The following is a 26,504-nucleotide window of genomic DNA, read 5'->3' as shown; positions in this document are numbered from 1 at the left end:
TGATTTCTAACCTAAAAGGAGGTTGTTCGATATATCCAGAGTGGTGTTCTTCGGGGTTGATCTGCACGGGCATGTGAATCCAACGCTCGGATTGATCCACAAGCTGGTCGCAAGAGGTGAAGAGGTTATCTATTATTGCAGCGATCCCTTCCGCGACAAGATTGAACAGACCGGGGCTGCCTTCCGTAGCTATCAAGGCCTGCTCAGCTTCGGCAGGCATCATGGGACAGGGATCGAGACTCTTCTAGTATTTGCGGACTTTATCATGGACAAGTGCCGGATCATCGTAGAAGCCCTGCGTGAAGAGATTCGCGAATTACAGCCCGACTATATTATCCATGACAGCTTCTGCTTATGGGGTAAAGAGCTTGCCTCTGGGCTGCGAATACCAGGAATATCGGTGTTCGCCAACTTTCCCTTTATCGATGAGATGGCCTATAGGGACCCGGCATTCTTCATGGAATATGTGCTGCTGGCTTCCGAGGATCCGCTCTATCTGAAGCATAAGGAGCAGCATGATGTGTACCAGAAGCTGATGGATAAGCTCTCACGGGTGATCGGGCTCAAATACGGCAGGCCTGGGCTAAATGTGATCAATGATATTTTTTGCAGCAAGGAGCCGCTTAATTTAGTGTTTAGCTCCCGGGAGTTTCAAATCTATGAAGAGGTATTTGATGATTCGCATCTATTCTGCGGATATGAGCTCTATCCCCGGGAGGAGCCGGTGGACTTCCCATTCGAGCAGCTGGACGGCAGACCTCTGATTTACGTGGCTTTTGGCACGATTCTTCATAATCTGTCAGAGCTCTATCAAACCTGCTTCGACACCTTAGGCGACTCGGAGTATCAGGTCGTTATGTCGCTGGGTGTTCAGACAGATCTGTCCTCTATAGGGCCAGTCCCCGGCAATTTCATCGTTCGGCCATATGTACCGCAATTGGAGATTTTAAGCCGGGCGGATGCTTTTATCACCCACGGCGGCGCGAACAGCATCTATGAATCATTATGCAACGCTGTGCCTATGATTGTTCTGCCGCAGGTGTTCGATGAATTCATGGGTGCTTTGATGGTGGAGCGTGCGGGCGCGGGGATTTATTTGCCTCATTCTCATCCAAGTAATGAGCAATTGCGAGAGACAGTGGATCAAGTGCTGGAAAATCCGTTTTATCACGAGCAATGCCAGTGGATCAAGCGATCCTTCAAGTCAGCAGGCGGCTTGGAGTATGCAGTAGATCGAATCATACAATATGCGAAGCAGAAGGTGTGCCATGAATAAACTATCAAGGCTGTTGTTATCGATAGGGATAATCGCTGTTCTTCTCATGAGTACGACCCAGGGAAGCCTGTCCGCAGCGGAATCTGCCATCGGTTCAGCCACAACTAGCGATATTGATGATTATATCGAAGATATGATGGATAAATCCAAAATTCCGGGCATGTCCGTAGTCATCGTGCAAGGGAATGAAACAGTCTATCAAAAAGGCTTCGGCTATGCAGATATCAAGCATGATGTGCCTGTGACGCCGGAGACCTTGTTCGAGCTGGGCTCGACGAGCAAAGCCTTTACGGCCCTTGCGCTGCTGCAGCTTGAGGATCAAGGACTTGTGAACCTGGAGGATTCGGTATCGCAATATCTACCTTGGTTCGAGACCACCTATAAGAAGAAGCCTGCGGATATTCGTCTGAAGCATTTGCTGCATCATACGAGCGGGATTCCGTTCCACAGTATCGCGGACATTCCGCCCGCTGATGATGATCTGGCGCTGGAGCGAACGGTTCGTACCCAAATCGGACAGAAGCTCGAGCATGAGCCAGGGGAAAAATACGAATACGCGACCATTAACTATGACGTGCTCGCTCTGATCATTCAGCAGGTCTCCGGAATGTCCTATGAGCAATACATAGGGCAGCATGTGCTGGAGCCGCTGAATCTGCAGCAGACGTACATGTTCCGCGAGGATGCCGCTCGTGAAGACATGGCTGTAGGCTACAAGCTAAGCGTGTTAAGGCCAGTCGCTTACGATGCCCCGATGTATAGAGGAAATACGCCTGCCGGCTATATCATTTCCAATGCGGTGGACGTAGCAGCCTGGCTCAAAATTCAGATGGGCACAGCGCCAGAAGCTAACAGCTTCGAGACATGGCTGGCCCGTTCCCATGAACCAGACCGCTCTGTGGCACCGTCTGGAGATGGCTCCTCTTACGCGGCTGGCTGGAGTGTCTACCAGGATGGAACCGGGATGCTGGCTCACGCCGGAGGCAACCCGAACTACTCCACCTATTTCGTGCTTCGTCCAGCGGATGGCTATGGGGTGGCGGTGCTCACCAACATGAACTCTCCGTATTCGGGAGCGGCAGCCCAAGGCATTATGAATATGCTGGTCGGCAAGGAAGTTCCGGAGCCAGCGAGTGATATGTATAGAAGCATCGATGCGATCTCCTCCGTCGTGCTGCTCTTGACGGCCCCCGTATTGCTGCTGGTCATCTGGCTGACAGGGAAGGCGGTGTGGCAAGCGATCCGGGGCGGTCGCCGCTATGTAGGCCGTCACGCTACGACAGCAACGGGATTTGTGCTTTTCGCTCTATTCATGGCCGGGATCGCTTATTGCCTATCGCAAATTCCGAACACGCTCTTCTGGGGAGTGAACTGGTCCTTCGTTCAGGTCTGGGCGCCTAACACATTGATCTACGCCGTTTTTTCCTTGTTCGCGACAATTTTCTTATTCGGTCTGTACTTTCTGTTCACGACCCTGTTTCCGAGGTCAGACGACCGCTCTTTCTTCGCCATTACTCTGCTTAGCGTGGCAAGCGGTTTTGGTAACGCGCTGATCATTTTCATTGTCAATGAGACACTGAATCGCGATCTCGATCAGTTCCAGAGCGGTATGCTGCTCTATTTTATACTCGGGATTGCGATCTATGTGTTCGGACAGAAGCTCGTGCGCACAAGACTCGTCCGTATTGCCAACGACATGGTGTATGAGAAGCGGATGGAGCTCCTGGGCAAGATTCTGAATACGTCCTATCAAAAAATCGAAGGCATCGAAGACGGCAAAATTCCAGCCTCCCTCAATAACGATACAGAGACGATCAGCGGCTTTTCCAACATTGTGGTTACTGGAGCCACCAGCTTCGTGACTCTGCTTAGCTGCTTCGTCTACATGGGCATGATCAGCCCGCTGGGAGTGGTAATGGCGATTGGCTTTATCGTGGCGGCAGCTGGTATCCATTACTTTACAGGCCTGAAGGCGAATCAGCTATGGGAGCAAACACGGGATATCCAGAACGTCTTCTTCCGCTTCATTCATGATTTGACCGGCGGCTTCAAAGAACTGAGCCTGAATCGGAATAAACGGGCCGACTTCAAGCAGGATATGCAGGATAACTGCCATTCTTACCGGGAGAAGCGAATCGGCGGTGATCTGAAATTTGCGAATGTGAACGTCATCGGCGAGCTGCTATTTACGTTCGTGATCGGTGCGGTCGTCTTCTTATTTCCCATTCTGTTCAGTGAGTTAAAAGTAAGCACCCTGCGTAATTATGTCTTCGTCCTGCTGTATATGACCGGGCCGGTTCATGGTATTCTGGGGACCATTCCGAATATATTCCGCGTACGCATTAGCTGGAATCGCATCAACGAGCTGTCCCGGGAGCTGGATTCGATTCAGGAGGCACAGCAGCAAGCCGCGCCTGCTCTTGAAGTGGCGGAGCCGCTGGAGCTTAAGCTGCAATCGGTGGAATACCACTACGGTAATCATGATGGCGACAGCTTTGCCGTAGGGCCGATCGACTGCTCCTTCCGCGCAGGACAGGTCACCTTCATTACCGGGGGGAATGGTAGCGGCAAGTCGACCTTGGCGAAGCTGATCACCGGGCTGTATGAGCCGGTGCAGGGAGGGATTACCGTCAATGGGCAGTCTGTATCGACACAGGAGCTAAGCCAGCATTTCTCGGCGATATTTAGTGATTTTTATTTATTCGAGAAGCTGTACGGCATTTCATATTCCTCCAAGCAAACTGAGATCGAGCATTATCTGAAGGTGCTCCATCTTCAGGATAAAGTGGAGATCCGTGACGGTGTGCTGAATACGACGAAGCTGTCGACAGGGCAGCGCAAACGGCTTGCATTACTTATTAGCTATCTTGAAGATCGTCCTATCTGCCTGTTCGATGAATGGGCGGCGGATCAGGACCCGGAATATCGGGCCTTCTTCTACCACAATCTGCTGCCTGAGCTGAAGCAAAGAGGAAAATGCGTAATCGCGATCACCCATGATGACCGCTATTTCCATATGGCGGATCAGGTCATCAAGATGGAGATAGGGCAGGTTGTGAACAGTCTACTTCCCGCATGAGAGGAGACAGTGAATTGAGAGAGAGACGTACAAGTAAATTGGATAAGGCGAATGTGGAAGACATCATGGCATTGACTCCCCTGCAGGAGGGCCTGCTGTTCCATTACAGAAGCGACAAGGATAAGGGGTACTACACGCAGCAGTTCTCCATTCGCTTGTCGGGTGACTACTCGGTGGATGCCCTGCGGCAAGCCTGGCAGAATGTTGCCCGTACGAATGATATGCTGCGAACCGTTTATCGTTGGGAGAAGCTGGAGAAGCCGGTTCAGATCGTACTGCGCGAGCTGGAGACCCCGGTTAAGGTATTGGATTATTCCAGCTATTCCACCGAGCAAGCGGAGCTGATGATTACGGAACTTAAAGCACGGGATCGCCGGGAAGAGCTGGATCTTGAAGCCGAGCCGCTGCGAGTTACGCTATGCCTGATTAATGATAAGCGCTGCGAGATGATCATCACCTGGCATCATATCTTATTCGATGGCTGGAGCAATGGACTGCTGCTTAAGGAGTTCATGCAGGCTTATCAAGCCATTGTTGATGGTGTTGATGGCACCGCGGCGGGGATTCCAGCAACGGTTCGAGCAAATGCCAAAACTCCGTTCAAGCAGTATGTTCAATTGCTGCAGCGTCAGGACAAAGTTAAACAGAAACAGTATTGGGAGCAGGCGTTAAAAGGATGGCAGGAGCGCACGCGGCTGACCGAGCTGTCAGAGAGGTTGGACCAGCGCGAGAGGGAAGAGAGTAAGTCTCTCCATATGCTAACCCTGTCACTCCAAGAGGTGGAGGCAATCTCTCACTATACGCAGCGGCATCAGGTTACGCTGGCTGCTTATCTATATACAGCTTGGGGCTTGCTGCTTGGCCGTTATTGCGGGAGCGAGGATGTACTATTCGGCACAACCGTATCAGGCCGAACACCAGAGCTGTCTGGAATCGAAGAAATGATCGGTTTATTCATCAATACGATCCCACTGCGGATATGCTGGACAGCGGAGGAGCCGGTCCGGCAGCTGGTCGGAGCGGTCAATGAGCAGCTCCAGCGGCGTGTAGATTATGAGCTGACGCCGCTCATTGATATCAACGCTTATAGCGGTGCCGATGCTCATGAGCCATTGTTCAACTCCATTATGGTGGTGGAGAACTATCCTTTGGATACAAGTATAGGACGAGCAGGAGCCTTGCGTATTGAGAAGTATGAGATGGAGGAAGCCACCCATTATGGACTGACGATCGGCGCAATGCCGCTGGAAACAGGAGAGCTGGCGCTGGAGTTTGCCTATGATCCCGACTCTTTCTCCAGGTCGATGATCACCAGGATAGCGGGTCACTACAGGCAGATCATCCTGCAAATGTACAGCAAGGCGGAGCTGAAGATCAATGAGCTTGAACTGTTGACGGCAGAGGAGATCGAAGAGCTGCTGACTTCATTTAACAGGGAAGCTTCTACTGGACTTATGGCAAGTCAGCGACAGAGGGAGCAGCAAGAGCTTATTCCGTTTCAATTCGAGAAACGGGTCATGGAAACACCGGACAGTATAGCAGTGATCTGTGGTGAAGAGAGCTTCACCTATCAGGAGATCGACCGCGCAGCCAATCGGCTGGCGCGGCAGCTCCGAGCGCTTGGTATTGGGGCAGAGCAGCCTGTCGCCCTATGGATGGATCGCTCCGGGCAGCTCCTGATTGCTATGCTGGCGGTTTTGAAATCAGGAGCTGCTTATGTGCCGATAGATTATGAATATGCGCCCGGCCGGATTAACCAGATTCTCCAGGACAGCGGAGCAAGCATATTAGTCGTGAGAGATGCAGAGCTTCCGGATTCGATTGAATTTTCTGGCATTAGCATTTGTATGGAGGAGGGGATGCCAGCACCGGACGCAATTGAAGGTGAGCCTGTTCCACTTGTGAATCAACACGGCGATGCCGCTTATATCCTCTACACGTCGGGTTCGACCGGAACGCCGAAGGGGGTCGTGGTGGAGCATGGCAATCTACTTGCTTATGTTGAAGCGTTCCAGCATGAATTCCGCTTAAGCAGCAGAGATACTTTCCTGCAGCAGGCCTCCTGCTCCTTCGACCAATTCGTCGAGGAGGTGTATCCGGTGCTGCTCGCGGGCGGACAGGTCGTGATTGCTCGCAAGACCGATGTGATCGATATGCCGAAGCTGGTTAAGTTAATCGATCGGCACCGGATCACGATCGTGTCCTGCTCTCCCCTGCTGATGAACGAGCTGAACAAGCAAGCTGGAATGGACAGCGTCCGAATTTTCATCAGCGGCGGCGATGTTCTGAAGCCGGATTATATGACAGAGCTGCTTAAGCGAGCGGAGGTCTATAACACGTACGGGCCGACAGAAGCGACGGTATGTGCGACGTATCACCGCTGTCTACCGGAGTCGGTTGCCAGAATGAGCATTCCCATCGGCAAGCCCATTTTGAATTACCGCGTCTATGTGCTTGATCCTTACGGACATCCGCTGCCTGTAGGCGTACCGGGAGAGATCTGCGTCGCAGGTGCGGGGGTGGCGAGGGGCTATCTGAATCGGCCGGAGCTTACGGAACGTTATTTTTGCGCTGATCCCTATGATCCTGAAGTGCGCATGTATCGCACCGGCGATGTTGGACTATGGCTACCTGATGGAAGCCTGTTGTATGTCGGGCGGAATGACCAGCAGGTGAAGATTCGCGGCTATCGCGTGGAGCCGGGGGATATCGAGCATCACTTGCTTGCTCTGGAGGCGATCGATGAAGCGGTTGTGCTGGCGCATGAAGATGAACACGGGATGATGCTCCTCGCCGCTTATGTGAAGCTTAATCATGAGGTAGAGGTAACAACCAATGAGTTGCGAGATGAGCTATCGGCAGTGTTGCCTGCTTATATGATTCCAACCTTCTTTTACCGGATCACTGAGATTCCTAAGACCCCCAATGGCAAGCTGGATCGCAAAGCGCTGCTGCAGGTCACGGACAGGCTGGCTGCTGCCGATCAGGAGGCTTCATGGACCGAGGAAGAGGCAGGTGAGACGGAGAGCCGCATCCGCCGGGTATGGCAGGAAGTGCTGAAGCTAGAGCAGATCGGACTGCATGAGCATTTCTTTGATCTCGGCGGCAACTCGATCCTGCTCATGCAGCTGCATGCGAAGCTGGAGAATGAATACGGCTGGGGCATCCAGATCGTGGATCTCTTCTCCTATACGACCATCGCCAAGCTGGCTCAATGGATTGACGGGAAGCAAGGTGCGCAGCAGCTTGGGGAGCAGGCAGCATGGAACGTTTATCAGCAGCTTCCAGCAGCCTTCTTCCAGCATCAGGTGAATGGCAACGGGATGGGCATCAAGCGTTTCCATCTTCAACCCCGGCTTAGAGCGGGTATAGATGGACTTGCTGCTGAGACTCAAGTGGAGTCTTACGATGTGTGTACCGGGATGGCGCTGTATCTGTTCCGTGAATGGAATGAGCAGTCTGATGCGGTGATTCACTGCCTGCAGGCGGAAGGTGAACGAGTCGTTCCGATATCGCTTGATTTTACGAAGATTGGCGGATTTGAGGAGCTGTTCCGGCAGGTGCATCAGAGCCGGGTGAACGGTACGCAGGCCTATCTTATGGAACGCATGCTGGACGTACATGTGCAGAAGGGGAGGGATGAGGTACTTCCTCTGATCTACCGCAGGCAAGATCTTAATATGAACATGGATGCGGTATGGCTTGACATCTATGATCTGGCTTGGGAAATCGAGGATCAGATGGATGAAGATCAGCTATCGATCTCACTCAAATTCAATGATCAGCGGCTGAAAAAAGAGGCGATTCAGATGCTAGCCAACGGATATGTGGATCTTCTGCGTCAACTGATCGAAAGCCGCGTAACGTCGTAAGCATCTTGAAGCATCTTAAGGAGGAATCGTTAATGAGAAAGCTGGCGCTTCTATTTCCGGGTCAAGGCTCGCAATATATCGGTATGGGCCTGGATCTGATGGAACGATCGGCAACAGCAAGGGCGGTATTCGCTGAGGCGAATGATGTACTGGGCTTTGATCTGCAAGCACTTCTTACAAGAGGGGTCTCTGAGGAGCTGACTCGAACGGAAAATGCACAGCCTGCACTGCTTACCGTCAGCGTCGCCGCCTTCCGGATTTATATGGAAGAAATCGGCGTAGTTCCGGCGTATTCAGCGGGACATAGCTTAGGCGAGTTCTCGGCGCTGACCTGTGCAGGTGTGATGACTTTCCCGGATGCGTTAAGGCTCGTCAGACGCCGAGGTCAGCTGATGCAGGAGGCGGCGGCCGAAGGCATCGGTGCGATGTGCGCGATTATGGGCAGCGATCCGGCCCGAGTGGAGGAGATTTGTCGGGGCGTATTTATTTCCGATCAGCAGGAGGTGGTCATCTCCAACTATAACTCTTCCGGGCAACTCGTCATCTCCGGTCATCGCCTAGCGGTGGAGAAGGCGGCTCATGAGCTCGAAGCCCTTGGGGCACGGATCGCGTTCCTGCAAGTAAGCGCGCCATTTCACAGCCCGCTTATGAAGGGAGCGGCCAGCCGCTTTAGAGAAGAGCTGGCTTCCTGCACCTACAGTCCGTTCCAGTGGCCGGTGCTGTCTAATGTTACAGGCCAACCGTATGAATCCCCGGAACAGGTGGTCGTCTATCTGACCGAGCAGCTTACTGCGCCGGTGCGCTGGGATTGGACGATGAAGCTGCTAGTGGAGCAAGGGATCAGCATTGCTGTTGAACTCGGCGCTAAGCAGGTGCTGACGCAGCTCATGCGGATCGATGCCAAGTCTATCACCTGCTACCCGTATGAGAAAACAGCGGAGCTCGATCTGCTGCAGCGGGAGCTGGAAGCCGACAAACTGGAGCAAGCCCGCCAGCAGGCTTCCAATAATGTGGTGACAAGATGTCTGGCAGCAGCCGTGTGCACGCGCAATCGCAATTGGGATTCAGAAGCGTATGAACAAGGCTTCGTCCTTCCTTACCGGCAAGTTCAGCGATTGCAGGAGCAGCTGGATGAGACGGGACAAGTGCCCACGCCAGCACAGATGCAGAAGGCGCTTAAGCTGTTGAAGCAGATGCTGGATACCAAGATGGTGCCGGAGCAAGAGCAGCGGGAACGATTCGCCGACATTCTGAACAAGACAGGAACGACCGCATTATTTCCAGAATTCTCGCCTGATTCATGGGTAATCGCTTAATGATGTTGGATGGAGGTGATCAGGGTGGATTTTCAGTCAATCAAATTAAATCGCAGGTCTACTGCTGAACTGGAGGGCGTTGTCTTCGATCAAGCCTCCAGTCAGGAGATCGCGATTGTTGGAATCGGGGTCAAGCTGCCGCTGGCGGATACGGTCGAGCAATTTGCCTACAATCTTGAGACAGGCCGGGATTGCGTTAGGCCGATTCCTTCTCTACGCAAGCAGGATACGGATTTATATTTTCAGCAGCTCGGGCTGAAGCCGGAGGATTTGGCCTATGGAGAGGCGGCCTATCTTGATGAGATCGATAAATTTGATTATTCCTTCTTTAAGCTCTCGCCGCGGGAAGCGAGCCTGCTGGATCCCAACCAACGGTTATTCCTGGAGACCGCCTGGCAGGCGATCGAGGACGCCGGCTACGGCGGCGACAAGCTGGTCGGGAGCCGGACAGGCGTCTATGTAGGTTATGGCTCGGATGCCGACTATTTGAAGCTGATCCGCGAGGTGGAGCCGGAGGGGATTTCCATGTCGATGGCGGGCAATGTACGCCCCATTATCGCGAGCCGCTTGTCGTATTTGCTGGATCTTAGGGGACCCAGCTTCATCGTCGATTCGACTTGTTCTTCCTCCCTCGTGGCCGTCCATCTTGCCTGCCAGGCGATCCGTAATGGCGAGTGCGATTCCGCGATCGCAGGGGGGATTCAGCTGCATCTGATTCCGATCCGAGAGTATGAGGTCGGTATTGAGTCCTCTACTTCCCGGGCCAGAACCTTCGATGACCAGGCGGATGGGACCGGAGCTGGAGAAGGCGTAGTCGCGATGATGTTGAAGCCGCTCGAACAAGCCCTTGAAGCTCGGGATCATATATATGGCGTGATCAAATCGAGCGCACTGAATCAGGATGGCGGCTCCGTCGGGATTACCGCTCCGAATGCTGAGGCCCAGGAAGCCGTCATTGTCGAGGCGTGGAAGCGGGCCGGGATCGATCCTGAGACGATCGGATATATCGAGACCCATGGCACGGCTACCAAGCTGGGAGATCCCATCGAGGTTGAAGGGATTAGGCGGGCATTCCGGCGCTTCACAGATAAACGACAGTTTTGCGCCATCGGGGCGCTCAAGAGCAGCATCGGGCATTTGGATAATACCGCGGGGATCGCCGGCCTGCTCAAAGCCGTTCTATCACTAAAAAACAAATGCCTCTATCCAACGCTCCATTTTGAGCGGCCGAACCGGGTGATCGATTTTGCGGAATCTCCGGTCTATGTGAACGACAGGCTGATGAAATGGGAGAGCGAACTAGCTCCTCGCCGCTGTGGGGTCAGCTCCTTCGGAATTAGCGGTACGAACTGCCATGTGATTGTCGAGGAGTTCCCAGAGGAACGTAGTTCGTCCAGGCTTACGCCGAAGCAGAATGAATACCGGCTGTTCGTATTGTCGGCTCAGACGGAGTCGGCATTAGAGAACTATGTGGCTGCAAGTCTGAAGTATCTGACGGACCATCCATTCCTCGATTTGGCGGATCTCTGTTATACCTTGAGCACGGGTAGAGGGCATTATCGCTATCGGATGGCGATTGCAGTCAAGTGTGTAGATGAACTGCTTCATGAGCTGAGCCATTTTAAAGCTATGGGATTCAAGGAAGGGCAAGGAGCAGCGAACAGTTACTTATGTGTCGGAGATACGAATAGCCTTGCAGGATCGCAGCCTGAAGCGATACGCGCGGCAGCTGAGACTGCTTATGCCGCCTTCGCATCTTCCTCTGACAAGGGCGATCACGCGCTTTGTGCAGAGCTTGGCAGGCTCTATGTGCAAGGGGCTACGATCCCATGGGATCGTCTATACCGGCAGGAGCGCAGAAGACGCCTCAGCTTCCCGGCATATCCGTTCGATCGGCATCGCTGTTGGGTGAAGCCGCCGCAGCGAGCATCCCGGAATAGAGCTCGCCATGACTTGGCCAAGAGCCATCCTATTAACGATGCATCATCCTTCTATCATCAGCGGAAATGGCTGCATGAACCGCTGCCGAAGAGCAGTCGTAGGCGCAGCGAGAGAGGGACGATGCTACTCCTGACGGAAGCGCAACAGGACAGCTTGCCTTTCGTGAGTCGCTGGAACGCGGACGGATGGCAGGTGATCGAAGCTACTATGGGAGATCATTATGAGCGAGTCAATACGTTGAAATATATGATTCGGGATGAAATCGAAGATTATGAACGGTTGCTGGGAGAGGTAATCGTCCCATTAGAAAGTTGTGATTCTCCAGCAGCCGTTTCTCTGCAACTCGTTGATTTACGGTTTGCTGCCGCTAATTATGCTGGTTGCGAAGAGGAAAGCTTGAAGCAGCATGAAGAGCAGCAGGAGCGATCCATTTATCGGCTCTACCGATTGCTGCATGCACTAGCACGATGGGATGGGCAAGAATCGATAGCTGTAGCACTTGTCACCTCCTATGCGGATGAAGTGACGACGGAGCAGGCGAGGGTGCGGCCAGAGCAATTCGCCATGATCGGGCTGAGCAAAGCTGTCATTTGGGAGCAGCCACAGCTAAGAATCCGCTGGATCGATGTGGATGAGCGATCGGATCAGGTCGAGAGCGTATGCGCGGAGCTGGAGCATGATTCAAATGAGTATTGGACGGCTTACCGCGAAGGCAAGCGATATGTGGAACGGGTAGATCTACTGGAGATGCCAGCGGCCAAGCCCATCGATTCGGGGATGTTACCGATTGTCTTCAAGGGGGAAGAAGAAATCTATCTTATTACCGGCGGCCTTGGCAGCATCGGGCTGATCATTGCGGCGCATCTGGTTAGAGCATCCGAAGGCCGCATTCGCCTGGCTTTGATGGGCAGAACAGGCTTGCCTCCACGTGAGCAGTGGGCATCCCTAATCGAGTCGAATCAGAACACTAAGATCGCTCAGGCGATACAGGCCATCCGTGAAATGGAGGCTGTCGGCGCGCAGATTGAAGTTATCCAGGCGGATACTGCGGATTATACGCAGTTGGATGAGGCGATTACGAGTCTGCGATCACGCTATGGGCGCATCGCTGGTATCGTTCATGCAGCCGGGATCTCCGCAGGCAATCTGATGAGTCAACTGTCAGCGGAAGAGCTGCGATCCATCATCGAAGCCAAGACGACCGGGACTTGGCTGCTGGATCATCTCACACGGCAGGATGAGCCGGATTTCCTGATTCTTTTCTCCTCGGCCATTACGCTGGTTGGCGGAATTGGCTCTGGCCCATATACGGCAGGCAATGCATATTTGGATGGATATGCGGCTTATCGGAGCCGCCTTGGCCTGAGAACCTTGGCGATCAATTGGCCAGCCTGGCAACAGGAGCAGCTGGATGGGACTGGGGAAGCGGATGAGTCGAAGGAAATGTTCTGTGTGATGCCTGCGGAGGATGGAGTTCAGGCCTTCCAGACGCTTCTCACCGCTGTCACCGTTGCTGAAGCCGCCCCAGTTCGACAAGCCCTTGTCGGGCAATGGAATAGCAGCAGCCATCTGTTTGCATTAGGGGATCTGCTGCCATTTCGACTATCGGAGCAGCTTCAACAGGCGCTTGCTCGATCCATGTCCATCCGGAAGGCTCAAGCAGCCACAGTACAGGAGCGTTCAGGAGACACGGCAAATGGGAATTCCAAGGCGGGAAATCTACGGTCTGTCCGTCTCCTTGAGGTCGAAGAAGTGGTGACGGAAGCCTGGAAGGAAGTGCTTGGCTACGAGGAATTGAACGTGAATGCCAATTTCTTCGAGATCGGCGGAGACTCGATCCTGATCACGAGAGTGCAGCACTATCTCGATGAGGCCTTCCCCGGGCTGACTACCGTGGCGGATATGTTCTCTTATCCGACTATTACCCGGATCACCGATCATCTGTATTCCCTCGTCTCCAATCAGGCAGAAGCGGAGGGATTCGGGCTGGAATCGGTCGAGGCGGACTCTTTTGATGAAGCTATATTTACGATGTTGGAACAAATAAAACGGGGCGAATTATCCATCGAGCATGCGGTAGATCGATATCGCGGGATGGAGGTAGCGAATGGATAAACTAGCGAGTCAAATCTTTGAGCAGGTGGCAAAAGGCCAATTGGATGAGAAGGCCGCCCTGCAGCTGCTTCGAACGCTTAAGGAGCAACAGACGACGGAGAGTAAGGAGATTGCGATCATCGGTCTTTCCTTGAGGATGCCGGGAGCAGATCATATCGAGCAGTTCTGGGATAACCTCACGCAGGGGCTTGACAGCATCGGTCCGCTCTCGGAGGAGCGGCAGCGTGATAGCCTCAGCTTCATCCGCACCTTTACCCAGCTTCCAGCGGACGGCATTCAATTCAGTCATGGCGGATTTATGCAGGATATCGACAAATTCGACTATGCCTTCTTCAATCTGTCTCCGAAGGAAGCCTCCTTGATGGACCCGAATCAACGGCTATTCCTGCAGGCCGCCTGGGAGGCCATTGAGGACGCAGGGTATGGGGGCAGTCGTATTCAAGGCAGCAAGACCGGTGTCTATATCGGCTATGCGGATTGGCCGGCTTATGGCCAGTATATTACGAAGAATCAACCCTCGCAGATTCCGATGGCTAGTATAGGTAACACACCTTCCATCATTGCGGGGCGCATCGCCTATATGCTCGATTTGCAGGGCCCTGCCTTGTTGGTGGATACGGCCTGTTCCTCTTCACTAGTAGCGGTTCATCTCGCCTGTATGGCGCTAAGGAATGCCGAGTGCGAGATGGCGATTGCGGGCGGAGTGAAGGTATGTCTGATGCCTGTGGATGGACTGTTCGAGATCGGCATCGAATCGGCGAATCGGAGGACGAGTGCCTTCGATGACAGTTCTGACGGCACGGTCTGGGGGGAAGGGACGGTCGCCTTGCTGCTGAAGCCGCTAAGCCAGGCTCTGCGGGATCAAGACCCGATCCATGCGGTCATTCGCGGCAGCGCCATCAATCAGGACGGGACGTCTGTAGGCTTGACCGCACCGAATGCCGCCTCTCAGGAGAAGCTGCTGATACGGGCCTGGAAGGATGCAGGAGTCCACCCAGAGACGATCGGCTATATCGAGGCCCATGGCACAGGGACGAAGCTGGGTGACCCGATCGAGACCGATGGAATTCGCCGGGCCTTCCGACATTACACGAAGCGTAAGCAATTCTGTGCCATCGGCTCGGTCAAGAGCAATATCGGGCATCTGGACGCCGCTTCAGGGGTGGCTGGACTGGCGAAGGCGATCGTCTCTCTCAAGTATAAAAAGCTGCCGCCGACGCTTCATTTTACGAGACCGAATCGCAATATTCCCTTTGAGAGCTTACCGCTCTATGTCAGTGATCGCTTGGAGCCGTGGGAGACGAATGAAGAGCATCCGAGGAGATGCGGCGTAAGCTCCTTTGGCTTCAGCGGTACGAACTGTCATCTTGTGCTGGAGGAAGCGCCATTAATCGGGGGAAGCACAGCCGACACGAAACAGGATCAGGAACCGGATCTGGGCGATCAACCGAGGCTTACGGTGCTGTCGGCCAAGAGCAGGCCCGCGTTGGAGCGGCTCATGCATGCTTATATCCACAGGCTGCCTGAGCTGGATGGTAGCTTCGCGGATCTGTGCTTCACAGCGCAGACAGGAAGGGGACATTATAGCTGCCGATTAGCGATCATCGCGGATGGTATTTCAAGCTTGAGGGACAAGCTGTCTGCGGCATTAGAAGCGGGCTTGGAGAAGCTTAAGGATGCAGCGGAATCAGGCGAAGGCATTCTTTATAGTGAGCATCGGACGACAAGTGGCCGCAGAGAGAAGCGGCAGCAAGGGGAATATACGTCGGATGAGCTCAAGACCCGAAGTGAGGCCGCCCACCAATTGATTCAGCAAGCGGCTAGTTCAGGTGCTGGCTTGGATATGGCGGGAATCGAAGAGCTTGCCCGGCTCTATGTCCAAGGCGCGGCGGTGAATTGGGAGGAGTTGTATGAGGGACAGCGGCGCTCCAAGTTGCATCTGCCGGTGTACAGCTTCGAACCATCCCGCTGCTGGATTGATTCCGCGGCAGACACTTATACGGCGTGGTCGATGCCGATGGCGGCTGAATCCTACAAAGAAGCGGGTGCGGCTTCATCCGCAAGCCTGAACCGAAGCGCTGCGGATAATGCGCCAATGCTGAAGGGCAGAGCCGATAGCAGTTATACGTCAACCGAGCTCCGCTTGGCTGCGCTATGGGCAGATCTGCTTGGGCTCAAGGAGATCGACATCGACGATGATTTCTTCGAGCTCGGCGGCAACTCGATCCTCGCTATTCGTTTTGAGGTCGAGCTGGAGCAAGCCGGAATTCCCTTTGAATCCGAGCAATTATATCGTTATTCGACGATTCGCGAAGCAGCGGCTTATATAGAGCAGCAGTCTGGCGAATCGGTCATTTCGCCGGTCGTCCTGCCGAATATCGAGCCGTTTAATGATCTCTATTATCGCAACTGCTTCTATAATTCTTTTTTTCCAGTGGTAAAGCATTTTGGGGGTAGTATTCTGCCGTATCTGATCAATGATTTACTTCTGTATCAACAAGCTGACCCGGAGGGGACACAGGCCTATGAGCTGTGCTATGAGGAGATAGAGCCACAGGAGACGCTCTTCGCACAGATGAATCTGTCCGTCCAACCCCGGCCTGCATATGGAGATATCGATATCAAGCAGATGATCATCCACAATCTCAGCCAAGGGAATCCCGTGATCGTATGGGTCGATTGCTATGAGATCCCGTTCCGCAGCGATGCCTATCAGAAGCAGCATGTGGATCATACCTTGCTGGTGTACGGTTTTGATAGGGGGACAGAAATGTTCCATATTATCGAGCATGACCGACGGGAAAATCTATCGTACAAGCCTTGTCTCATCGCATTCGAGGATCTCGTCCGTGCCTGCCGAGGTTATGAGACGCAGGGGCAACAGCAAGAACAAGGGGGCGCTTATTATATCATCCAGCACCAGCCGGGCGCGCCGTACCGGGAGCCTGAGCTTGACGAATTGAGGCAGCGCTTCGAGAGTCATCTGACACAGCATCGTCATCGTCTGCAAGAGAGCCTGGCTATACTTCAGCAATTTGCAGCATGGTTCATCGAGGTCAGCTCCACTGAAGCCAGCTTGAAACAGCATATCGATTCGATCATCGAGACGCTGAATCAGGTTCTCAATGCGAAGCAGGTGGAAGCGTACCGCTTGACAGCTTTATATGGGGAGGGTGCTATATTAGCAGCTCATCATGAATGCGTTGAGCACTGGGAGACGATCCGCAAAGGACTTGTCCGCTTCTTCTACGTTCCGGTCTATCAGACGGAGAGAATAGAGGCTATTCAGGCGAAATGGGAGCAGTTGCTTACCGCAGAACAGCAGTTTCTGTCTCAACTTTTTAACGAGCTTCAACCTATTTAATATATATAACTAACCATTAGGAGGAAAGAAGATGACCATCGAAACGAAGGATGAATTAAGACAGAAAGTCATGGATCTGCTGCGAGACAATGTGGATGAGCCCGCTCTGCTTGACAAGTGCGGCCCTGATGATGATCTATCAGCACTAGGCATTAATTCCTTAACTTTTATCAAGCTTGTAATCGCCACTGAGATGGAGTTCGGCGTGTCGTGGAATGATGAGGATCTTGATTTCCGCAATTTCAGCACGATCAATCAAATCATGAACTATATCCGTTTGAATCAAAGTGAGGAATAGGAGGGGGATAACTTATGCTAACCAAGGCAGGTAAACTCGGAGGAACGGCTCTGGAGGAGCATGTTCGCAATCTAGCACCAGAGATTAAGCAGCTTACGTTATTCCCGTCAGAGCTGTGCAACTATCGCTGCAACTTCTGTCATATCTGGGGAGAGACTGGCTGGGCGCTGAAAGAGCCGCAGCGGGCGATCCGTGAACAGCTGGATATCGATGTCTTGAAGAAATTCCTGGATGAGGTTACGGCAGTGAATAAGAACCTCGGTGTCATCATTACAGGCGGAGAGCCGATGCTGTACAAAGACTTCACCGAGCTGGTCGAGCATCTACGAGCGCGCAAGGCGAATATTTACCTGCTGACCAATGGTTCCTTAATCAAGAACCGGGTTGAGTTCATTATGAAGAATATCGTGGCAATGAATATTTCCATCGATGGACCTGAGGAGTTCCATGATGCGATTCGGGGAAAAGGCAGCTTCCAGAAGATTTGCGAGAATATCGACGCGCTGATCGAAGAGAAACGCCGACGCAAGAAAATGTTCCCTTTTATCAATATTACGATGGTGCTCTCGCCCTCCAACTATCTCTGTATTAAGCAGTTCATGCGAGCGCTCCGTGAACGGTTCCCGGATGCGGAGGTCGTGCTGCATGATCCACGTAATCCGTGGTCAAGACGCCGCGACTTATCGGTGAATCTGGCCCCGCTCTTGTTCACCACGCCGGAACGAGGCCGGGCTTATGCGACTCAGATGAAGCATGATCTGGACTGTGATGTCTCCCCGGCTTGGCAGGGCTTCGTCGAGGAATCGATCCCGATGGACACGCAGCTATTGAAGAAGGAGCTGGAGGAACTATGGGCGGAGGAAGGTATCGATTCCTCTCATTATATTGATATCCATGACTATTATACCGACATCGAGAATGTATTTGGCCGCTCGAAATGCGTGGCCCCTTGGCATGAATTGGTGGTCCGTCGTACTGGCGATGTGTACCCCTGTGTGGATTTACCGGACTTCAAGTATGGCAATATCTATGAGAACACGTTTGCGGAAATGTGGGAGGGTGAACGTGCGACCCGATTCCGTGACTATATGAAGACGACGAATCTGATGATGTGCAACCGCTGCACCCGGATGTTTGCTGATCCAGAATCATTCTAATACGCCTAGCCAAAATGTAACCAAGATTATGGAGGTCAGTCACATGAACATCGTGGAAATCGAATCAGTACTTGAAAATAAAATGTTGAGAAGCGTTAAGCTGCCCTTTGAAATGCCGAAGGTATATGGTTTTCTAGGTCATGCTTATGTGCTTGGCATTCTTCAGCCGTTCGAGTACGCTCAGCCGTGGATTCATACGAGCTATATTCAATTGTTCATTTCCAAGCCTTATCTGCAGGATTTGCAGGAATATCGGCTGGATTTCTATCCGGATCTGATGATTGCTTATACCCATATGCCGTGGCTGATGTACAAGCATACGGATAAAGTGCTGCTGGATCAGTTAGGAGTCGATATCCATCGCTATCTGATTACGCAGCTGGAGCGCAAATATTATGTAGTCACGTATGTGGATGAATTCTATATTCACAATTCGATCTGCTATCAGCAGAACCATTTTGTCCATGATATCTTCATCTATGGCTATGATCTGGATCGGCAAATCTATCATGTGGCTATCTTTGATAAGAATCGCCAGTTCACGATGCAGGAGGTTACGTTCGAGCAATTGGGCCAAGCCTATTCTTCGCAAGGCAAAGAGACTCAATCCTTGATCAGCTCCTGCAAGAGACTGGAGCCTCTGGACTATGAAGGCAGTAAATACGGCGCTGGCGCCGGAAGATTCGATTTTGACTTGACACTGATGATTGAGATTCTTACCGACTATTTGGAAGGGCGCAACTCTACAGAGCGGCTTCGTATTCAGCAGCAGCCGATGGAAGGCTATTTCGGCGTGGAGATTTATCCCTATCTCCAGGAATTCGTGATGCGCGTGATAGAGGGAGCACAGAATTTCGACGTTCGTCAGCTTCATATTCTGTGGGAGCATAAGAAGATGATGGTGGAGCGGATCAAATATTTGCAGCAGTTAGGTCATCTCGCCGAGGATACTCCGTTATTAGCCGTGGCCGAGCGGCTGGAGAAGCAAGCCTATACCCATCGCAACCTTATGCTGAAGGGCTTCATGAGTCAGAACCGGAGCATACTGCAGCCGCTAGTGAACTCACTTGGGGAGATGCTGGATACAGAAAAGGCATTGATTACGCAGTTAATCGATGAGCTTGAGTTTCGCAAGTAAAATAGAGATAGGAGAGAGTGTACATGTTGGACGTATCGATCATTATTCCTGTGTACAACAAAATGGAGCAGCTGGAGCGTTCGCTCCATTTCATTGCGAACCAGATCCATACAGGGATATTGCTTGAGGTCGTCGTTATCGATGATGGCTCCACTGAGCCGGTACAGGATATTATCGCTTCATATCAGGATCAGATTCAGAATTTGAAATATATCTATTTAGAGCGGGATAAGAAATCCTGCCGCTCCCGAACTCGCAATGTAGGTATTCGGGAGAGCAGCGGCAAGATTCTCGTTTTTCTCGATTGTGGCATTGTCATCCCGGAATTTTTTATCGAACGTGTAGTGAATCAGATCGGGGATAGCACGAATAGGGTGCTGTACCATTATGTAATGGGGGCTTTTACTGAGCCTAGTCAGGATTTATCTGTGATTGAGCATATTAGACCATCCAATCTTGCTGCTGTCTGTGAGCAGCTAAGGTATCATCCCGAGTGGGAGGATATGCGCACCTCGCATTTCGAACTGGTCGATCATGATCTGAATCGGATGGATGTCCCGTGGTCCATGGGGTGGGGCGGCGCCGTCAGTGCTTCGCGCGACATCGTGCTGCAAGCAGGAGGGTTCGATGAGACGCTGAAGGGCTGGGGGGCGGAGGATACTGATTTTGCCTATCAGCTTCATATGCATGGGGCGGAGATGTATGCGACTGAGGACATTTGCACGCTGCATCTGCCGCATCCTTCCGACGACAAAATCGATCAGAAGATCAAATCCAGCTACTTGAACCGCAAGAAGATGCATATGAAGCATCGTACCTTCGATACGGAGATTTATCCTTATTCCGCAGATATGCACTTCGATCTGATCATGGCCAAGTTCAATCGGCTGGTGACTCATTATTATTTGCCTGGCTATAGCGAGGAGTTGATTGAACTACTTAATGAGGAGTATGTGCAGGGAACGGAGCGCTCCGCGATCATCGGGGCGGATAGTCGCGCCGTCCTTTCTGCTCTGGAAGTGTCCCACGTCTTTTTGCAAAATAAAGGCTTGATTCAGCGCTATGAGAACATCTGGACAGAGAAGGAGTTCGTATATTTGCTGGGGGTGGATACGCTCTATCCGTCCAAGCATTTTGATGTGATCATTGTCACGGATTATTTCCGAATGATCAGTGAGCCGCTGGTGGGGATCATGTTGAAGGAGCTGTTCCGGATCAGCAAGAAGGCGGTATTCTTATACAATGACAGCTATGTATCCTATCTTGTCACAACGGCGGGATGGACATGGCATAGTCGGCAGGAGCTGAGGCAGCTGCTGGAGCGCAATCAGTTGAAGGCTCATACGGAGCGTCAGGTCGGCGATTGTAAGTTGTTCGAGGTCGGCAAAGCGGTTCCGGTGGTCGTCTAGTTGCTACTGATTTCGACGGGCTGTTACGGATTTCGTCTATTGTGACAGTTGTCGCCTGTAATGAAGGGAAGGATGCCCGTTTCCCCTTTGAGGCTGCCATTACTTAAGGAGAAGAAATAATCATGACAAACATAGGTATCGTGCGGAAGCTTGATGAGCTTGGACGAATCGTACTTCCGGTAGAGACGCGGCGGCTGATGGAGTTGCAGGAGAAGGACTCGGTTGAGCTATTTATAAATGATGAAACGGAGCAGATCATCTTGCGCAAATATCGCACGCAGGAATGTGTATTCTGCAGCTCGATGGAACGGATCACTTACTTCCGGGGGCGTTTTATTTGCTTCTCCTGTTTGAGTGAGCTGAGCCCTGCACGGGAAGCCGGAGTTTTATAACGAAGAGACAAAAATGAAGAACCTTAGCCCGAATGAATCTGGAGCTGAGGTTCTTTTCTATCCCCTACAAACTGCTGCTGTAGTTATTCATCAGGTACAAGCAAAATTGAATTTGAATTGGCATACACTGATAAGAGTTGGACTGTACGAAGAAATTCATTCAAAGGAGGGATAAAATGCCGTTAAATTTAAGGTTCGTGGATAATCAGCCAGGGGCGATTACGTTTACAGGCAATACATTGGGACTGGGCCGATCTGATACCGTTGGTGTTCCGGGCACAATTGGCTCTATCGGTGCTTTTGTTACGACGGATACCGCTTTGCAATTCGGCAGCTATCCGCCAGGGACGACCAATGATTTCAACTTGAACAGCTCGAGCGCGATTCTGCGCATGCCGCCAGGGAGTACAGTACTGTACGCCGAACTGGTCTGGAGCGGAACTTATACGAATACCTCTGGTAATGTAAGTGCCTTTATCGACAAATCGATTTCTTTTACCACCCCTCAAGGAAATGTGCTCAGTATTGCGCCTGATCCGGCTACGGCCACGAATGATTTGATGATTAACGTCGGAGTCAATGGTTATGTGCGTTCTGCGAATGTTACTTCAATCGTTCAGACCGCTGGTCCCGGGGTGTATACTGCTGGCGGGGTCGCTGGACTCATTTCATTCCCTGATGCGGTCGCTAATTATTGCGGTTGGACGCTGTGCGTCGCTTATCAGAATTTCGGGCTTCCTTTCCGGAATTTATCCATCTTCGTCGGCGGTGTTCTCGTTAGCTCTAACAGCACGGTTACTACTCCTATTAGCGGATTTGGAACCCCGGTGACCGGCCCGGTATTCGGTCGGCTCGCCGTCTCTGCTCAGGAAGGAGATGCTGACGGGGGAGGAACCCAGATGCTGTTCGGTCCAACGACTAGTGATCTTACTATATTAAGCGGTCCTAATAACTTTGCTGACAATTTCTTCGCTTCACAGATTAACGATGATAATGGCCTCCTTGATACGTCAGGAACCTTCGGGACTCGCAACCAGATCAATGGCAGCCCGGGAACGAATGTCGTTGGCGGCCGGCAGGGCTGGGATATAACCAATGTCGATATCTCTCCTACGCTGGTCAATAATCAGACCCAGGCATTTGTACAATTCAGAACGTCTGCCGATGTGTACATCGTCTCCGCATTTGGCCTGCAGATTGATCTTAACGCACCATTGATCGATATTAATAAAACGGTAGATGCGCCCGATGCTGTTCTCGGTCAGATTCTGACCTATACCATTTTCTTTAGAAACTCAGGCACAGCTGCTGCTGACTTTGCCACCATTGTTGATAGTATTCCCGAGGGGACGGAGTTTGTGGACGGAAGCGTGTTTCTGGATGGTGCCCAGCTGTTTGGCGTCAATCCAGAGACGGGCATCCCTATAGGCAATCTCGAGATTGGGCAAGATCATGTGCTGACGTTCCAGGTCAGAGTTGTCTCCCGTCCACCGAATGATCTGATCATTAATGAAGCAACTCTTAAGTTTGAGTATCAAATCGTCACCGGAGGCCCTTTTGAGACGGGTACAGTCGTATCCAATCCTGTCATTACACCGTTCCTGGCTGCAGAGATGGCTCTGAAGAAAACGGCGTTTCCTACCAATGTATTTCCCGGTGAGGTTGTTCATTATATTTTTACGCTAATTAATACGGGCAATGCGCCTTTAAACAATATTCATATCGATGATCCAACGCTTGGTTTCCATCAGGATATCCTTCGTCTGGATCCTGGCACCGTGGTAGAGTTCTTCCTCAATTTCGTCATTCCTCCAGGGACTCCTGCCGGAACGATCTTCCGTAACTTCGTCAATGCGATCTCCGATGAAACGGGACCGCTTGTTGCTGAAGCGGATGTTATCGTTCAAGCCAGCTTCAACGTGCAAATCACGAAAACACCAGATCGCTTTTCCGCGAATCCGGGAGAGACGGTTAACTATACGATCGAAGTTACCAATCTATCCAATGCGCCCATTACCAATGTCGTGGTTGAAGATTCGCTCACTGGCTTCTCGACGGTTGTGCCTTTTATGGGGGAAGGTGAATCGCGCTCTTTCATTATTCCTTTTGTCGTCCCACCCGGTACAACGGCCGGAAGCGTTATTACCAATGTGGCTACGGCAACTCCGGCAGAGACTGGCCCCGTATCGGCCAACGCTGCGATTATCGTCAGTGAAGTCACCGGATTATTCGTGTTCAAAACCGTTGATCATTCTACAGCCTCGCCTGGTGAAACTGTAACTTATACGATTTCCGTAACCAATGCTGGTAATGCGCCGCTAACCAATGTCCATGTAACGGACGCGCTACTTGGTGTTGATCAGGTGTTCGCCAGCTTGAATCCGGGAGACACCTTGCAGATTGAAGCTCCATTGGTGATCCCGCCGACAGCTATGGAGGGCGATATCATCCATAATACGGTGACGGCCACTTCCGATCAAACCGGTCCGGAAACCGCCAATGCCGATGTGATCGTGACAGGCGCCTCGGCGATTTCGTTGACGAAATCTGTTACTCCTGCTGAAGCTTCTCCCGGCAGCACTGTCACCTATACCTTTGTCGTAACCAATACCGGCAACACCACTCTCTCCGATGTGCTGCTTACTGACCCGCTGTTAGGGATCAGTAATGATCTCGGCGTTCTCACCAGCGGAGAATCGAGAACGCTCACGGTGCCGTTCGTGATTCCGGAAGGAGCGAGTACGAACTTCATTAATATTGCTACCGTTATTGGTCACTTCGGTCCGGTGGAGGCTAGTGCTGAGGCCGATGCCATAGTTACGCTCCTGCTTCCTACGTTTACATTAACCAAGACGGTAACACCAGCTGAGGCACTCCCCGGTGAGGAAGTGATGTTCACTTATACTCTGACCAACACCGGCAATGTACCGTTGACGAATATTGCGCTGTCTGATCCGCTGTTGAATTTTACCAGCACGATTCCGGTTCTGGCACCAGAAGCGTCTATCCGTGACTCGATTCCGTTCATCATTCCAGAGGGGACGCCTGCTGGGACAATGTTTACGAATGTGCTCACCGCAGCGCCATTGGAGACTTCGGCACAGACAGCTTCGGCGACCGTTACGGCATTGGGCGCGCCTGCTATCGAATTGACGAAGACCGCCAGCGTGGATTCCGCCATGCCGGGAGATACCGTTACCTATACGATTACGGTCACAAATACCGGCAACATTGATCTGATCAGTGTTGGGGTTGGCGATATGCAGCTTGGCTTGGATGAGATTATCCCCGTGCTTGCGGTTGGTGAGTCTGTTACCTTCACCCCTACCTTCACGATTCCAGCAGATACAGCAGATGGTACGATTATTACCAATATCAGCACGGCGACGTCGGATCAGACGGAATCGATTGAAGCGGTGGCTCGCGTGATTGTGAATGCGCCGGCCTTCACGCTAAATGTTAGCAAGACGGCTAATCCAGTATCGGCTGTACCCGGGCAAACGGTGCAGTACACTATCGTCGTCACCAACACGAGTGCAAGCTCATTAACGAATGTGTTGCTGACAGATGATTTATTGGACGTTTTCGAGCCGCTTGGAACACTCGCAGCGGGTGAGAGCCGCACACTTCATTTTGATTTCATCGTGCCTGTGGGTACCTTGGCCGGTTCGACGATTCTCAATACGACTACCGTCGATTCCGATGAGACCGATCCGGTGCAGGCTACCGCCATCATAACTGTAGCTGAGGCTCCGGGCTTACAGCTGGATAAAGCGTTCCGGCCTGCCGAAGCCAGACCAGGGCAGACTGTCGAAGTCATTCTAACGCTACGCAACACCGGAAATACGAATCTGATCAATATTGTCCTGCGTGATCCGCAGCTTGGCTTCGAATCACAGGTTCCTTCGCTACCCGCCGGAACCATCCAGACCGTCACTTATCCGTTTGTCGTGCCAGAATTGGCACCAGGAGCGGTGATTACGGATACGGTAACAGCGACTTCGAATCAAACCGGGGAAGCTTCCGCCTCGGCTTCCTTGAGCGTTCTTCCAGGCTTTAACGCCGCGATCACGAAGACTGTAGACCGGGCAACGGCCGCTCCTGGGGAGAAGGTGACCTTTACAATCGAGTTCCGCAACTTGTCCAATGCACCGCTGACGAACCTGGTTTTCTCCGATCCCTTGTTGAGTATCGAGAATATCACGATCAGTGAAGCTCCTGCTGATTTTGTTACGGTGTTCACCCGCAGCTTTACGATCCCGTTAGGGACCCCGAACGGAGCCCAGCTGCTGAACCGGGTTATCGTCAATTCTCCAGAGATCGGAGAAATCGAAGCTTTCGCAGCGGTTACTACTCAAGGCGTGCCGCAATTGAAAGTGCATAAAACAGTAAACCCAGCATCCGCTTTACCGGGGCAAACCGTAATATTCGTCCTACGCATCGTAAATACCGGGAATGTTCCGTTGCGCGATCTGCAGATAAATGATCCGCTGCTCGGCATTCAGGGCAGGATGCTCATGCAAAATCCGGGAGAAAAGCAGAAGCTAATAATTCCGTATACGGTACCTGTTTCGGCGGCCAAGGGAGAGCAAATCGTCAATACCCTGGAGGTATCTGGACCGGGCATACCTACACAGATGGCTTCAGCGACGGTCAGTGTGATTGCGCTGCCGCTATCTATCTTGAAGAAATCGGGAACTACTCAGGCTTTCGTGCAGGATGAATTTCCGTTCACGCTGCTTGTAACGAATAATGGCACAGTGCCGATACTGGATACGGTGCTTACGGATTCACTGCAGGAAGGCATCCGCTTCGTTCCGGGCAGTGTCATGATTGATGGTAAGTCCGTCAACTCTGCGAACCCGGAGGTCGGTATCCCGCTTGGCAGCCTGGCTCCAGGTCAGAGCATCGAGGTAGTGTTCCTGGTTAAAGCGGTCTGTGTGCCGCCAAAGAGAAAGGTTAGTAATCTGGCTCACGCTTCATTCCGTCCGGAAGGAGCCCGCCAAACCTTCCAGGTTAGTTCCAATGTGGTAATTATTCACATTCTTGAGCATGAAGAGTAGGGCGGAGTTCTAACGCAACTACAGAGCACTATTTGCTCCAAAACAAGGGCGATTCGAATCTAACGAAACTCCATAACGCTATTT

The 26,504-nt window shown here is 52.1% G+C and carries 12 protein-coding genes; all 12 read left to right on the top strand.

Annotation, left to right across the window (positions count from 1 at the left end):
• Nucleotides 1-22 precede the first annotated feature (22 nt).
• The 12 genes from BFJ94_RS06455 (at nt 23) to BFJ94_RS06400 (ending at nt 26,420) form a co-directional block, all read left to right on the top strand.
• Nucleotides 23-1,276 (top strand): macrolide family glycosyltransferase, encoded by a 1,254-nt coding sequence (locus BFJ94_RS06455; RefSeq protein WP_120461922.1) that lies wholly within the window; start codon nt 23-25, stop codon nt 1,274-1,276.
• On the top strand, nt 1,269-4,355 hold the full coding sequence (locus tag BFJ94_RS06450; RefSeq protein WP_120461921.1) for a cyclic peptide export ABC transporter: 3,087 nt from the start codon (nt 1,269-1,271) through the stop codon (nt 4,353-4,355). Before BFJ94_RS06455 ends, BFJ94_RS06450 begins: the two co-directional genes overlap by 8 nt.
• A 14-nt stretch (nt 4,356-4,369) precedes the next feature.
• Complete coding sequence (locus BFJ94_RS06445) at nt 4,370-8,227, top strand: non-ribosomal peptide synthetase (protein WP_162944207.1); 3,858 nt, start codon at nt 4,370-4,372, stop codon at nt 8,225-8,227.
• A 32-nt stretch (nt 8,228-8,259) separates the two neighbouring features.
• A complete protein-coding gene (gene fabD / locus BFJ94_RS06440; RefSeq protein WP_120461919.1) occupies nt 8,260-9,543 on the top strand; it encodes an ACP S-malonyltransferase in 1,284 nt (427 codons plus the stop codon).
• 24 nt (nt 9,544-9,567) lie between these two features.
• Nucleotides 9,568-13,599: a type I polyketide synthase gene (locus BFJ94_RS06435; RefSeq protein ID WP_162944206.1), complete on the top strand. Its 4,032-nt coding sequence runs from the start codon at nt 9,568-9,570 to the stop codon at nt 13,597-13,599.
• Nucleotides 13,592-16,963, top strand: coding sequence for a beta-ketoacyl synthase N-terminal-like domain-containing protein (locus tag BFJ94_RS06430; protein ID WP_120461917.1), 3,372 nt, complete (start codon nt 13,592-13,594; stop codon nt 16,961-16,963). The genes BFJ94_RS06435 and BFJ94_RS06430 overlap by 8 nt, the downstream gene beginning before the upstream one ends.
• Nucleotides 16,964-16,994: 31 nt before the next feature.
• On the top strand, nt 16,995-17,261 hold the full coding sequence (locus BFJ94_RS06425) for an acyl carrier protein (RefSeq protein WP_120461916.1): 267 nt from the start codon (nt 16,995-16,997) through the stop codon (nt 17,259-17,261).
• A 14-nt stretch (nt 17,262-17,275) separates the two neighbouring features.
• The gene (locus tag BFJ94_RS06420) at nt 17,276-18,418 is read left to right on the top strand and encodes a radical SAM/SPASM domain-containing protein (protein WP_120461915.1); all 1,143 of its coding nucleotides are present in this window, start codon (nt 17,276-17,278) and stop codon (nt 18,416-18,418) included.
• A gap of 43 nt (nt 18,419-18,461) precedes the next feature.
• A complete protein-coding gene (locus tag BFJ94_RS06415; protein WP_120461914.1) occupies nt 18,462-19,556 on the top strand; it encodes a cysteine peptidase family C39 domain-containing protein in 1,095 nt (364 codons plus the stop codon).
• Nucleotides 19,557-19,579: 23 nt separating this feature from the next.
• A complete protein-coding gene (locus BFJ94_RS06410; protein ID WP_120461913.1) occupies nt 19,580-20,965 on the top strand; it encodes a glycosyltransferase family 2 protein in 1,386 nt (461 codons plus the stop codon).
• A 122-nt stretch (nt 20,966-21,087) separates the two neighbouring features.
• On the top strand, nt 21,088-21,357 hold the full coding sequence (locus BFJ94_RS06405; RefSeq protein ID WP_120461912.1) for an AbrB/MazE/SpoVT family DNA-binding domain-containing protein: 270 nt from the start codon (nt 21,088-21,090) through the stop codon (nt 21,355-21,357).
• 176 nt (nt 21,358-21,533) lie between these two features.
• Nucleotides 21,534-26,420, top strand: a complete 4,887-nt coding sequence (locus BFJ94_RS06400; protein WP_120461911.1) for a CLIPPER-2 domain-containing protein — start codon at nt 21,534-21,536, stop codon at nt 26,418-26,420.
• Nucleotides 26,421-26,504: the final 84 nt, after the last annotated feature.

This window comes from Paenibacillus aceti (genome assembly GCF_003614185.1).
Taxonomy (GTDB): domain Bacteria; phylum Bacillota; class Bacilli; order Paenibacillales; family Paenibacillaceae; genus Fontibacillus; species Fontibacillus aceti.
The sequence above is the reverse complement of the archived record's forward strand: the minus strand, read 5'-3'. Positions and strand labels throughout refer to the sequence as shown.

What these genes read in the sequence shown, in the direction of transcription:
- BFJ94_RS06450 (WP_120461921.1), top strand. Translation starts at nt 1,269, where the DNA reads ATGAATAAACTATCAAGGCTGTTGTTATCGATAGGGATAATCGCTGTT.
- fabD (WP_120461919.1), top strand. Translation starts at nt 8,260, where the DNA reads ATGAGAAAGCTGGCGCTTCTATTTCCGGGTCAAGGCTCGCAATATATC.
- BFJ94_RS06430 (WP_120461917.1), top strand. Translation starts at nt 13,592, where the DNA reads ATGGATAAACTAGCGAGTCAAATCTTTGAGCAGGTGGCAAAAGGCCAA.
- BFJ94_RS06425 (WP_120461916.1), top strand. Translation starts at nt 16,995, where the DNA reads ATGACCATCGAAACGAAGGATGAATTAAGACAGAAAGTCATGGATCTG.
- BFJ94_RS06420 (WP_120461915.1), top strand. Translation starts at nt 17,276, where the DNA reads ATGCTAACCAAGGCAGGTAAACTCGGAGGAACGGCTCTGGAGGAGCAT.
- BFJ94_RS06415 (WP_120461914.1), top strand. Translation starts at nt 18,462, where the DNA reads ATGAACATCGTGGAAATCGAATCAGTACTTGAAAATAAAATGTTGAGA.
- BFJ94_RS06410 (WP_120461913.1), top strand. Translation starts at nt 19,580, where the DNA reads ATGTTGGACGTATCGATCATTATTCCTGTGTACAACAAAATGGAGCAG.
- BFJ94_RS06405 (WP_120461912.1), top strand. Translation starts at nt 21,088, where the DNA reads ATGACAAACATAGGTATCGTGCGGAAGCTTGATGAGCTTGGACGAATC.
- BFJ94_RS06400 (WP_120461911.1), top strand. Translation starts at nt 21,534, where the DNA reads ATGCCGTTAAATTTAAGGTTCGTGGATAATCAGCCAGGGGCGATTACG.